Source organism: Sellimonas sp., from assembly GCF_047234585.1.
Classification (GTDB): Bacteria; Bacillota; Clostridia; order Lachnospirales; family Lachnospiraceae; genus Sellimonas; species Sellimonas caecigallum.
The window spans coordinates 1-11,550 of sequence record NZ_JBKSWG010000042.1; the positions used below are offsets into that span (position 1 = coordinate 1).

The window sequence follows — 11,550 nt, forward strand, 5'->3', positions numbered from 1 at the left end:
TGCGGAGTTATGACATCCGCGCCAGCGGAGACCGGGAATGTCCCCATCGTCAGGGATGCGTGGCAAATGTGGCGAAAGCGAACTTCAAATTCAAGAGAGCTGCGTCCGGTTACCGTAAGCAACAACAGGTCATCATCCAGATGCAGTTTTCTTTTCAAAGTTAGATACCATGCACTGGCAGTTTCGGCTGCCAGTGCATTCATGTGATTTTGAAAGCACGATGACAACCTTGACGGAATGGAGGGAATATGATTTATGGAAAAACTGATTACACGAAAAGAAGCTGCCAGAATCCTGGGAATCAGCATTGCGACCTTGGATGCGGCCCGTAACAACGGCTTGATTTCTTATGTTCAGTATGTGCAGAACGGTTGTGTATATTTTACTGATATGGGCCTTCAGGAGTATATCGCAAAATGCACCCACCGGGCAAAACCGATGGAAAAGAATGCGACTTACCGCAAGACCCGGAACGCCGGAGCATGAGCCAATCCGTATCCTTGCTGGAACTGAAGATCTCTGATAAAACAAAGATACAGCGCTGGAGATTATTTTAGGAGGTGACGGAATTGGCAAAAAGGAAAATGATAATTCCTGAATATGGAACGGTTATAAAAAAAGGTGTCCTGTATTACAGAACAAGAATCAAAGATGCAGATGGAAAACTCGTTGCCCTTTATGCAAGAACGCCCGAAGAACTTTATAATAAGGAAACGATTGCGTTGGAGCAGATTGAGAACGCCACATTTCATCGAAAAACACCCACGGTTGCAGAGTATTGTGAGAAATGGCTGTTGATGCAGTCTGTTCATGTTCGTACCACGACTTTGACGGACTATACCTCAAAGGTACGGCGTCATATCATTGCGGAATTAGGTGATAAGCGGATGGGAGAGGTCAGCCTGGATGATATTCAGCTTGCACTTGTCTCTGTTTCAAAAAAATCTGCATCGGTATATAAGTCGGTCGTGATCCTGTATAAATCTATTTTCCGTGCAGCAAAGGAAAGCCGGATTATAGATAATAACCCGACGATCTATCTAACGACAAAGGGTGGCGGCGTTCCGCAGAAAGATAAAGCGGCGCTGACAGACGAGCAGGTCGAGCGCTTATTGGATGCGGTGGAAGGACTGCCAACCTATGTGTTTGTGATGCTTGGATTGTACGCAGGCTTGCGGCGGGAAGAAATCCTCGCCCTGAAATGGGATTCGGTCTATCTTGATGGAAACTTTCCTTATTTAACAGTGCGGAGAGCATGGCATACAGAAAACAACAGGCCGGTGATTCTGGAAGAATTAAAAACGAAGGCTGCCGAGCGAAATATTCCACTGCCGACCTGTTTGGCTGAGTGCCTGAAAGAGACAAAGGAAAATTCGACTTCGGAGTATGTGGTGCCGAACCGGGACGGCGATCCGCTGTCCTATACGCAGTTTAAGCGGCTGTGGCAGTATGTTGTCACCAGAACAGTCAAGGAACGGTCCTACTACCGATATGAGGATGGAAAGCGGGTAAAGCATACGGTCACACCTGTTCTTGGAGAAAAGGCGGCGCATAACGGTAATGTTGTTTACAGCCTGGACTTTGAAGTAACACCGCATCAGTTGCGACACACCTACATCACGAATCTGATTCATTCGTCGGTAGACCCCAAAACGGTGCAATACCTGGCAGGCCATGAAAGCAGCAAAATTACCATGGACATTTACGCAAAGGTCAAATACAACAGGCCGGATGAGCTGGTCAGAACGATGGGTAACGCATTTTCGCAATGGGATTCAGTGTGAGCATAAAATAACAAACGCGAAAACGAAGCAGGAGCGAGGCAAGGATGTCTCGCTCTTTGCTTTACATAGGCCGTATCTTTGATTAAGTCTGTACTTTCTGATAAAAAGAGAGTGTAGATACGGAAACTGCACGTTATCAGGAAAGGAAGGTCAAAGATGGCGAAAATGAAAACAGAGGTTCCGCAGTACGGAACCATTATGCAAAAAGGAATCCAGTATTACAGAACCCGGATCATGGACGCAGATGGCAAGCAGGTGAGTTTGTATGCTGCTACTTGCGAAGAATTATATGAGAAGCAATTAGAAGCGCGGCGACAGGTGGAGGAGATCATCTTTCGTCGGCAGCATCCGACAGTGGCCGAGTATTGTCAGAAGTGGCTGCTGATGCAGTCGGCAAAGGTATCTGCTTCTACATTGAGAGGATATACTGCTGACATGAAGAACTATATCATTAAGCCTTTGGGTGAGATGTATATGGAAGAAGTGACCGCAGATGATATTCGGCTGGCGCTTGTACCGCTGTCAAAAAAATCGGAGGGGTTATACAGCACAGTAAATATGCTTCTCAAGTGTATTTTCTACTCGGCAGAGCGCAGCCAGATACTTGAGCATAACCCCTGTGTAGGAATATCGGGAAAGGGCGGAAAGCCAGCGAAAAAGAGGGAGGCATTGACAGATCAGCAGGTAGAAGTGCTTCTGGATACGGTCAGGGAGCTTCCTCCCTACTTGTTCATTATGCTTGGGTTATATTCCGGTCTGCGCCGGGAAGAAATCCTTGCGCTGCAATGGGACTGTGTATTCCTGGACGAGTCTACTCCCTATATCTCGGTAAGGCGAGCATGGCGCACGGAACATAACAGACCCGTGATTTCCACTGTTCTAAAGACCAAGGCGGCTAAAAGGGATATTCCGATTCCCAAGTGCTTGGTGGACTGCCTGCGTGAAGCCAAAACAGCATCAAAGTCGGACTATGTGATTTCGGATAGCGAAGGACAGCCGTTAGCTGCATCGCAATTTCAAAGGGTATGGCAGTATGTAGTTGTTCGGTCTACCAAGCCGCGCAACTACTATAAGTATGTGAATGGGCAGAGCATCAAGTACACGGTTACACCAACGCTGGGCATGACACAGAGGAATCAACCCAAAATCAAATATACGCTGGATTTTGATGTGACCCCACACCAGCTCCGGCACACATACATCACGAACCTGCTTTATGCCGGAGTTGATCCCAAGACGGTTCAGTATCTTGCAGGACATGAAAACAGCAAAACAACTATGGACATCTATGCTAAGGTCAAGTATAATAAGCCAGAGGAGTTGTTCAGTGTAGTAAACGGTGCTTTTCATCAGAACGCTGCTGATTGAAAAACAGCCATTTTCCGTGGTTACCACATAGGATAACTGAACAGCGAAAAGTCCGGAAAAGCCCGAAATACCAAGGAAAAACGGCTCAAAAACGAGCGCAGTACGGTCTCAAAGCAGCTCGTAGAGCACCGCAGTTCTCCAAACGTTAATATGGCGCCAAGCGCCAACGAGAAAAAGCAAAGCTTTTTCGGGTTTGGATTACAATTTCAAAAGAATTACAAACCTCTCAGGACTTCGGTTTTGGGAGGTTTTTTGTTGTAGCAAACTAGTCGAAATAGTAAAATAAAGACAGCGATAAGAAAAAATGCAGCAAACGAAGGAGGTGCCATATGGCATTGATAAAACACGATATTCCAATTCTGGAATATGATGACAGTCAACATGCTGTGATCATGCCGACACACGACAATTTGGATATCAAACTCCCTTCGAAAGCAGTGTTTGCTTTTTTGGGAGATGTTATAGAGACATACGCAGAATCCAATAAAAATAAAGCGGAAAAAATAGCAGAATTTATATCCGCGACGAAAGTGTATCCTGTATACATAGTTGATTATGAAGGAGAAGACATTTGCTTGTGTCAAGCGCCTGTAGGTTCGGCTGCATCAACACAAATATTGGATTGGCTGATAGGATATGGTGTGACAAAAGTGATATCATCAGGAACTTGTGGGGCACTGGCCGAACTGCCGGAGAATACATTCCTAGTTCCAACAAAAGCATTGCGAGATGAAGGAACTTCTTATCACTATCTTCCGCCTTCCAGATATGTAAATATATGCTCGGATGCTTTATATGCGATAGAAAAAGTATTTCAGAAATGCAATATTCCTTATTTGGAATGTATGACATGGACGACGGATGGTTTCTATAGAGAGACCAGAGAAAAGGTCATGTACCGAAAGGAAGAGGGATGTATGGTTGTGGAAATGGAATGTGCTTCTTTGGCAGCCTGCGCAGAATTTCGTGATATTAAATTTGGACAAATATTATTTACTGCAGATACATTGGCAAATATAGACGCCTATGACGAAAGAAACTGGGGAGAAGATTCGTTTGAAAAAGCACTATATATTTGTCTGGACATCGTACATGAGATGTAAGGATTAGAACGGATTATGAATCTACCTTTACTTTACAGTCTGGTATTATGCCGCATTGCTATTTTGACTGCGCATCTGCCGCATAAGTTTTTTGAAATTGACGGCAAAGAGGATGGCAGTCGTCATCACGGCGATGAAGTCTGCGATTGGTTCAGCCAGAAATACAGCCTGCACATTGTCTTTTAAAAGAGCAGGAAGCAGGTAGATCAATGGAATCAGAACAAGCACTTTTCTGAATATGGCCAAAAAGGCAGAAATTCTTGAATTGCCAAACGCGATGAACGTTTGCTGACACGAAATCTGCAGCCCCATGAGAATACTGGCTCTTGGCGCTCCGCCCATGCCGAGCAGATATGCGAAAGCAGAGATGATCATAATGAGAGGAAAGCAGACGCCGACGCCGGTTAAGGCTGAGGCTCCGATTTCCGGAATGTGGCCGATATACATCCGGTCTACCATGTTGTACAGAGCATTGACAAGCTGTGAAGTAATGGAAGGAACTGCCAATACAAAAAGAAGATGTCTGACAGGCTCTTCGCCCAGATTTACTTCATTTGACATTTTTAATTTCATGACTGTTCACTCCTTATGTTTTTTGAAGATCAATTAAATAAAATAAGGAAAAGATCTTTATTGCACTAGTACTATATAGTTCAAAAAGTGAAAAGTCAATCTTTTGGACGCGCTAGGTTACAGATCGGGGCGATTTGTAACAAAAATTACGTATTCCGAACCTGGCGTATTTTTTCTGTGATATTGCAGGACAGGCGGACCATCGTTCCCACGTCTTCCTGCATGCCGGTTTCCAGCCATTCCCGGGCAATGTGGAGAAATCCCCCTGCAAAAAAGCAAAGTCTGTAATTTGACAAAAAAGAGTTCTCGTTTGTCCGGAAAAAGGTGCGAAACAACGCGATAGTATGCTCCTTAACCTTTCGCCATACAAACTCCAGCATGTTTGCCTTCAGAGCGTTGTGGAATAAAATTTCGTTCTTTTTTACAGTCTCGAAAAAACAGCGGGAAAAATCATTTTCTGTGTAATTATTCTGTGCATTTATCTCCATAACCATCTGATCGAAAGCTTCGATCAGATGAGTTTTGATAATGTCGTCTTTATCCTGGTATACCCGATAGTATGTCATCCGGGAGACTCCTGCCCGGCGGGCGATATCCGTGATTGTGATCTTTTCGTAATCCTGCTTCTCCGTCAGAAGCATAAGCGCAGTAAAAATACATTCTTTTGCAAGTTCATGAGAGATGGTTTTTTGTGTCATATGTATGCTGCTCCTTGTATTATGAAAACATATGATTTTACAATAGTGTAACAGAAAAATTATAGCATAGGCTCTTGAAGGGATTCAAGAACACAAAGATTTTACTGCCATTTGTGGAGGGCGTATGATATACTAAAGAAAATGATTCCGGCGGACAAGACAAAAGGAGGTTATGATGAGCCTGAAAGAGATTCATATATCAGAAATCGAGGCGTTTCGTATCGGGCATGCACAGGATGAAGCGCACGCCACGGGCTGTACAGCTATTATTTGCGAAAAGGGTGCATGGGCTGGTGTGGATGTAAGAGGAGGCAGTCCGGCATCCAGAGAAACAGAGCTTCTGAAACCAGTCAACACAGTACAGCAGATCCATTGTGTTATGCTGTCGGGTGGAAGCGCATTTGGATTGGAGGCAGGAGACGGGGCGATGCAGTTTCTGGAAGAAAAAGGTGTGGGATTTGATGTAGGGATCGGGAGAGTTCCCATCGTGTGCGGAGCATCTCTTTTTGATCTGGAACTGGTAAGCTTTGACAGGAGACCGGACAAAGCGATGGGATATGCAGCCTGCCAGGATGCCTTTTTTTTCAAGGAGCCGAGAGAAGGAAATGTGGGGGCTGGGACTGGAGCGACAGTGGGGAAATTCCACAATATGGAAGGCATGATGAAGTGTGGGATTGGCATCAGTGCAGCACAGATCGGAAATGTGAAGTGCGGAGCTGTCGTTGCAGTCAATGCACTTGGGGATGTGATTGATCCGGACACTGGAAAGATCCTTGCAGGGCTTCTAAATAAAGAACAGACAGGATTCGCCGATACGAAAAAATGTATGTATGAGGAGATGGAGCATCCAAGAGATCTGTGGAAAGGGAATACGACCATAGGGTGTATTGTTACCAATGGTAAACTGGATAAATGCCAGTGCAATAAAGCGGCGTCCATCGTCCACAACGGATTCGCGAGGACGATTCGGCCGGCCCATTCGACGGCAGACGGAGATACGATCTTCGTTATGGCGTCCGGGAAAGTGGAAGTGGCACCGGATGCATTTCATGTGCTTGCACAGGAAGTGATGGAACGGGCGGTAAAGCGCGCGGCGCTTATGGCGAAACCGGCATACGGGCTGAAGGCGGCAGTGGATTTTCAGACAAAAACTCTTCTATAAGTTCCTTCGGTGCGCGAGAAAAGATGAAAAGATGTTAAGAAAACCGGTGCTTGCAATGAGCAACAGAAACAGTCTGGCAGCAGAAAATGCAATATGCAGGAATCAGGAGCGATGGTTTGACAGTATCTATTTCCGGGATGCGGGTGTTTACTCCGCATCCTTCGATTTTTCCGTATACTTTCCAGACTTTTTTCGGAATGCTGGATGGACAAACTGTATATGAGACAGCGGAAAATCTGGAGGAAATATGGAAGATTATAGACACATACAGTCGGATGATCATAAGTGGAAATACGAAAGCAAGGGATGAAGGAGAAGATACAGAATATGAGTAATATTATAGAAATCACGGATTTTGATGCCAAAGGGCTGGATATCTACGCCAGGATGACGGAAGCTCAGCTTTTGAATAAAGACAGACCTCAGGACGGGATGTTTATCGCAGAAAGTCCCAAAGTAGTACTTCGGGCACTGGAAGCAGGGTATGAACCGGTGTCTATCCTGGTGGAGGACAGACATATTGAAGGGGAAGCGAAAGAAATCATCGAAAAGTGCCCGGACACACCGGTATACACAGCATCCTTTGATGTTTTGACACAGCTTACCGGGTATAAACTTACCCGCGGTGTGCTTTGCGCCATGCGCCGGAAGAAGTTGCCAAAGGTACAGGAAGTATGTAAAGGAGCAAGACGCATTGCGGTCCTGGAGAATGTGATGAATCCCACGAATGTGGGTGCCATTATCCGTTCGGCGGCGGCTTTGAATATAGATGCAGTCCTTCTCACGCCTGGGTGCAGTAATCCTCTGTACCGCAGGGCCATCCGCGTCAGTATGGGCACGGTGTTTCAGATTCCCTGGACGATTCTGCAGGAAGAAGAGACAGGCAGATGGCCAAAGAAAGGTATGGAATATCTGCAATCTCTTGGTTTTCGTACCGCGTCTATGGCGCTTCACGATGAATCAGTAGATATTGACGACGCACGTGTACATAAGGAGGAGAAACTGGCCGTCATTCTCGGAACGGAGGGGGATGGGCTTATGGATGAGACGATCTCGGCATCTGATTATACAATCAAAATTCCTATGAGTCATGGAGTTGACTCGCTGAATGTGGCAGCTGCAAGTGCGGTAACATTCTGGGAGCTTGGCAGGATCTCTGATTTTTCCGGTTCATGATCAAAGGTGGCTGGAAAAATCAGAAAATAAATAATGTAAATAAAAATAATAAAAAAACAAAAATAAAATCAAATAAAATATTGACAAATAGAAAAAGACGTGCTATTATAAAGACATAAAATAACAGACGGGAATTGTAAGATGGACGCGATCCATAAACATTCAGTCGTTATTATTTCAACACAAGTGTTGAAAAGATCCCGAGAAAAATACAAGCGCTGAGTATCGGGAAGCAAAGTTTATGAAAGGAAGGTACGGACCACCGAAAACGTAAACAAAATTTACCAAATCCAAAAGAAAGAGGTAAAAAAAGAATGATTGAAGAATCAAAGTAAAGGCGGATATCAATGCAAGTAAGTTGGTATCCGTCTTTACTGTGGTTCTTTTTTTTGCGCAATCTTGCAGTCCCAAATAAGATGACGTATAATAAGTGCATACATATTATGAAAGAATCAGGTCATAAGGAAGGACGAACATATGAGGAGTTACTGGGATTGGGAAACATTTGGGGAAGATATCCGAAGGACGGTTCAACGTGCGGTAGATTCTCAGGATTTCCGCAGACTGAATCAGACCATCAATGACACGATCAACAATGCGGCTGGAGAGTTCCGAGATGGAATAAGACATGCAGGAGAACGAAATAGAAATGGAGGATACAGTTCTGGACAGGACAAGTATACGCAGGCATCAAAAGGCGCGGCGCAGACATTCCGAGGAGTCGACGTTTCGAAATTGAGGGCACCCGATCTGTACGCAAAGATGAGCGGAAAGAAGGCGGGAGCAATGGCGCTTGCTATCCTTGGGTATGGGTTTGGATCTTTGTTCCTTTTTGGAGTCGTGCTTGGCGCAGTGACGGTACTTGTGCTTGGAAACGCTGCGGAGATGGCTGTTGGCATGACAACTTTAGGCATCATGGCATGCATATTTGGCGGGATGGCGGCATCCGGGACAAGAAAGCTTGGAAGAATCAAGAGATTTGAGCGGTATGTAAAAGAATTGAAGGGAAAAGAATACTGCAATATCGATGAGATTGCGCTTCGGGTGCGGAGGAAAGAAAAACAGGTTTATAAAGATATTCGATGGATGATCGAAAAAGGATGGTTTCGGCAAGGACATCTGGATGATCAGGATGCGTGTTTGATGATCAGTGATGCAGCATACGAAGAATATCGGGATCTGATGGAACAAAGAGAAGTACAAAAAAGAATGCAGGAAGAAGATGCGTTGAGGAGTCAGGCAGATGCCCGGAAAAAAGAACAGTACAGCAAAGAAAAGCAGGCGAACATGGATCCACAGATTCAGGCCGTTATCCAGGCGGGGAATGAATATATAAGAAAGATTCGCGAGTGCAACGACGCAATTCCAGGAGAGGCGGTATCGGAAAAAATGTATCGTATGGAGCTGCTGACAAAAAGGATTTTCGAACGGGTAGAACAGGATCCGGATTCAGTGGAAGATATCCGGAAACTGATGGAATACTATCTTCCTACGGCAGTCAAGCTTCTGGAAGCGTACGAGAAGCTGGACGCACAGCCGGTGCAGGGAGAAAACATTCTTTCTTCCAAAAAGGAAATAGAAGACACACTGGACACGCTGAATATTGCGTTTGAGAAGCTTTTAGATGATCTGTTCCAGGAGACAGCCTGGGATGTATCTTCTGATATTTCTGTGCTCAAAACAATGCTTGCACAGGAAGGACTTACAGGAAAAGACTTTGAGACAGGAGGAAAAAGATGAACGAGGGATTAAAAGATTTTCAGAGCGGACCAACGTTGACACTTGACCCATTCGGAGGACAGGCTGCGGCTCCGGAACCGGAGAAGAAAGAAGAACCAGCTATGGATGAAAATGTTCTGACACCGGAGGAACGGCAGATGGCAGAGCAGTTTGCAAACCAGATCGATCTGAGCAACTCCTCCATGATCCTCCAGTATGGAGCGGGAACACAAAAGAAAATGGCGGATTTCTCGGAGAGCGCACTGGAAAATGTAAGGACGAAAGATCTAGGCGAGGTTGGAGAACTCTTGAGCGGTGTTGTGCAGGAATTGAAGAACTTTGATGAAGAAGAAGAGAGAGGATTCCTGGGGATTTTCAAAAAACAGGCTAATAAGATACAGAACCTCAAAACAAAATACACAAAAGCTGAGGCGAATATCAATCAGATCATAAAGGCGCTGGAAGGACACCAGGTACAGCTTTTAAAAGATATTGCAATTCTCGATAAAATGTATGAATTGAATCTGACGTACTTTAAAGAGCTTTCTATGTATATCCTGGCAGGAAAAAAGAAACTCAAAGAAGTGGAAGATAGCCAGCTAAGAGAATTGATAGCGAAAGCCCAGAAAAGCGGACTTGCAGAAGATGCGCAGGCTGCAAAAGATCTGGAATCCATGTGTCAGAGATTCGAAAAGAAACTTCATGATCTGGAACTGACACGGATGGTTTCTATTCAGACGGCACCGCAGATACGCATGATCCAGAATAATGATACAGTTATGGCAGAAAAGATCCAGTCTACCATTGTCAATACGATTCCACTTTGGAAAAGTCAGATGGTGCTGGCACTGGGAGTGGCCCATTCTACTCAGGCTGCCGCAGCACAACGGGAAGTTACGGATATGACAAATGAACTTTTGAGGAAAAATGCACAGACGCTGAAAATGGCTACTCTGGATACAGCCAGGGAGTCTGAGAGGGGAATCGTGGATATGGAAACATTGAAGGCGACAAACGAATCTCTCATTTCAACGCTGGATGAAGTAATGCAGATTCAGCAGGAAGGAAGACAAAAACGGCAGGAAGCAGAGGCGGAAATGCGCAGGCTGGAAACAGAGCTGAAAGAGAAACTTCTTCGTATTCAGAGATAGGCATCAATTTTTCGGCACATTTCTGTACAGAAGTACAGGTACAAGTATAGATGACACACAAACAACACGGACCGTGAAAAAGGCGGCCCGTGTTATTTTTTTAGTCTGGACGCTGAGAATTAGGTTGAGAAGAGGTACGTTGTTCAAAAATGATGCGGAACAAAAAACGGACGAGTGGTCCGCAAAAAAAGATTTGCCAGAAAAAGGCCATAGGGAAATTGCAGACAACGGTCTGAAGCCACACAGGCAGAAATTCAATCCCGGGCTTTTTGAAAATCAATGTAGCCCAAAAACTCATGATGGGACACATGAATGCAATGGTTACACAGGAACGGGCCAGTATGACGAAAATAGGTTTATCCTCCTCGGGAGTAACCATCCGAGATGCGAACTTTGGCGCGAATCGATCCACAAAAAAGAAACCCATGACAAAACAGATTGGGAAAATGATAAAAATATCCGGAAGCGAATGCAGTGTGATGGCGTTCGTCAGTCCGTGATTGATAAGACCTGCATTGTAAAGTTCCATGGCAAGAACCATAAAAAATGTCATAAGCAACCCGTAAATCAGCTCCTGAAATTTTGTTTTTGGCATAAATAGTCCTCCTTCTTTCATACAAAAAGGCGTTAATCCATTGAATGCACAATAGACTACGCCTGGAAAGACTTATTTCTATTTGGCTGATTAAGACCTTTATTTTTACCAGCAAAATTATAACAAATTTTGGGGGAAAAATCAAATTTCAGCCAGGAAACCAAAGAAAACACCTTCTCCGAAAAAAATCAAAAAAAGTAGAAAAAAGGTGTTGACATTTA

The 11,550-nt window shown here is 44.7% G+C and carries 12 protein-coding genes; 9 read left to right on the forward strand and 3 right to left on the reverse strand.

All coding sequences use genetic code 11. From position 1 onward, the window contains the following. Positions 1–255 precede the first annotated feature (255 nt). From ACLROL_RS11570 to ACLROL_RS11585, 4 genes are all read left to right on the forward strand, one after another. A complete protein-coding gene (locus tag ACLROL_RS11570; protein ID WP_016147204.1) occupies positions 256–486 on the forward strand; it encodes a hypothetical protein in 231 nt (76 codons plus the stop codon). Positions 487–569: 83 nt separating this feature from the next. Then, complete coding sequence (locus ACLROL_RS11575; protein ID WP_016147203.1) at positions 570–1,784, forward strand: tyrosine-type recombinase/integrase; 1,215 nt, start codon at positions 570–572, stop codon at positions 1,782–1,784. Between the two features lie 156 nt (positions 1,785–1,940). Next, positions 1,941–3,152: a tyrosine-type recombinase/integrase gene (locus ACLROL_RS11580; RefSeq protein WP_016147202.1), complete on the forward strand. Its 1,212-nt coding sequence runs from the start codon at positions 1,941–1,943 to the stop codon at positions 3,150–3,152. 329 nt (positions 3,153–3,481) lie between these two features. After that, positions 3,482–4,255, forward strand: a complete 774-nt coding sequence (locus tag ACLROL_RS11585; protein ID WP_221919880.1) for a nucleoside phosphorylase — start codon at positions 3,482–3,484, stop codon at positions 4,253–4,255. 45 nt (positions 4,256–4,300) lie between these two features. On the opposite strand, the gene ACLROL_RS11590 is transcribed toward ACLROL_RS11585, so the two are convergent. Together ACLROL_RS11590 and ACLROL_RS11595 are read right to left on the reverse strand one after the other, a co-directional pair. Further along, the gene (locus ACLROL_RS11590; protein WP_413067880.1) at positions 4,301–4,828 is read right to left on the reverse strand and encodes an MATE family efflux transporter; all 528 of its coding nucleotides are present in this window, start codon (positions 4,826–4,828) and stop codon (positions 4,301–4,303) included. 146 nt (positions 4,829–4,974) lie between these two features. Further along, entirely contained in the window at positions 4,975–5,526 is a 552-nt protein-coding gene (locus tag ACLROL_RS11595; RefSeq protein ID WP_413067881.1) for a TetR/AcrR family transcriptional regulator, read from the reverse strand. A gap of 172 nt (positions 5,527–5,698) precedes the next feature. Between ACLROL_RS11595 and ACLROL_RS11600 the strand changes: the two genes are divergently transcribed. The 5 genes from ACLROL_RS11600 to ACLROL_RS11620 all read left to right on the forward strand — a co-directional run bounded on the left by ACLROL_RS11600 (position 5,699) and on the right by ACLROL_RS11620 (position 10,734). After that, on the forward strand, positions 5,699–6,688 hold the full coding sequence (locus ACLROL_RS11600) for a P1 family peptidase (RefSeq protein WP_413067882.1): 990 nt from the start codon (positions 5,699–5,701) through the stop codon (positions 6,686–6,688). Between the two features lie 116 nt (positions 6,689–6,804). Next, positions 6,805–7,023 (forward strand): hypothetical protein, encoded by a 219-nt coding sequence (locus ACLROL_RS11605; RefSeq protein ID WP_413067883.1) that lies wholly within the window; start codon positions 6,805–6,807, stop codon positions 7,021–7,023. Continuing rightward, positions 7,016–7,864, forward strand: coding sequence for a TrmH family RNA methyltransferase (locus tag ACLROL_RS11610; RefSeq protein ID WP_413067884.1), 849 nt, complete (start codon positions 7,016–7,018; stop codon positions 7,862–7,864). Before ACLROL_RS11605 ends, ACLROL_RS11610 begins: the two co-directional genes overlap by 8 nt. Positions 7,865–8,341: 477 nt before the next feature. After that, positions 8,342–9,604 carry a 5-bromo-4-chloroindolyl phosphate hydrolysis family protein gene (locus ACLROL_RS11615; protein ID WP_221919874.1) on the forward strand — a complete coding sequence of 421 codons (1,263 nt, stop codon included), beginning with the start codon at positions 8,342–8,344 and terminating at the stop codon, positions 9,602–9,604. Beyond that, positions 9,601–10,734: a toxic anion resistance protein gene (locus ACLROL_RS11620; RefSeq protein WP_413067885.1), complete on the forward strand. Its 1,134-nt coding sequence runs from the start codon at positions 9,601–9,603 to the stop codon at positions 10,732–10,734. The genes ACLROL_RS11615 and ACLROL_RS11620 overlap by 4 nt, the downstream gene beginning before the upstream one ends. Before the next feature lie 100 nt (positions 10,735–10,834). Here ACLROL_RS11620 and ACLROL_RS11625 read toward each other — a convergent pair whose 3' ends face one another. Then, positions 10,835–11,329, reverse strand: coding sequence for a DUF2798 domain-containing protein (locus tag ACLROL_RS11625; RefSeq protein ID WP_087210396.1), 495 nt, complete (start codon positions 11,327–11,329; stop codon positions 10,835–10,837). Between the last annotated feature and the right edge of the window lie 221 nt (positions 11,330–11,550).

What these genes read in the sequence shown, in the direction of transcription:
- ACLROL_RS11620 (WP_413067885.1), top strand. Translation starts at nt 9,601, where the DNA reads ATGAACGAGGGATTAAAAGATTTTCAGAGCGGACCAACGTTGACACTT.
- ACLROL_RS11610 (WP_413067884.1), top strand. Translation starts at nt 7,016, where the DNA reads ATGAGTAATATTATAGAAATCACGGATTTTGATGCCAAAGGGCTGGAT.
- ACLROL_RS11590 (WP_413067880.1), bottom strand. Translation starts at nt 4,828, where the DNA reads ATGAAATTAAAAATGTCAAATGAAGTAAATCTGGGCGAAGAGCCTGTC.
- ACLROL_RS11580 (WP_016147202.1), top strand. Translation starts at nt 1,941, where the DNA reads ATGGCGAAAATGAAAACAGAGGTTCCGCAGTACGGAACCATTATGCAA.
- ACLROL_RS11570 (WP_016147204.1), top strand. Translation starts at nt 256, where the DNA reads ATGGAAAAACTGATTACACGAAAAGAAGCTGCCAGAATCCTGGGAATC.
- ACLROL_RS11585 (WP_221919880.1), top strand. Translation starts at nt 3,482, where the DNA reads ATGGCATTGATAAAACACGATATTCCAATTCTGGAATATGATGACAGT.
- ACLROL_RS11625 (WP_087210396.1), bottom strand. Translation starts at nt 11,329, where the DNA reads ATGCCAAAAACAAAATTTCAGGAGCTGATTTACGGGTTGCTTATGACA.
- ACLROL_RS11615 (WP_221919874.1), top strand. Translation starts at nt 8,342, where the DNA reads ATGAGGAGTTACTGGGATTGGGAAACATTTGGGGAAGATATCCGAAGG.
- ACLROL_RS11595 (WP_413067881.1), bottom strand. Translation starts at nt 5,526, where the DNA reads ATGACACAAAAAACCATCTCTCATGAACTTGCAAAAGAATGTATTTTT.
- ACLROL_RS11600 (WP_413067882.1), top strand. Translation starts at nt 5,699, where the DNA reads ATGATGAGCCTGAAAGAGATTCATATATCAGAAATCGAGGCGTTTCGT.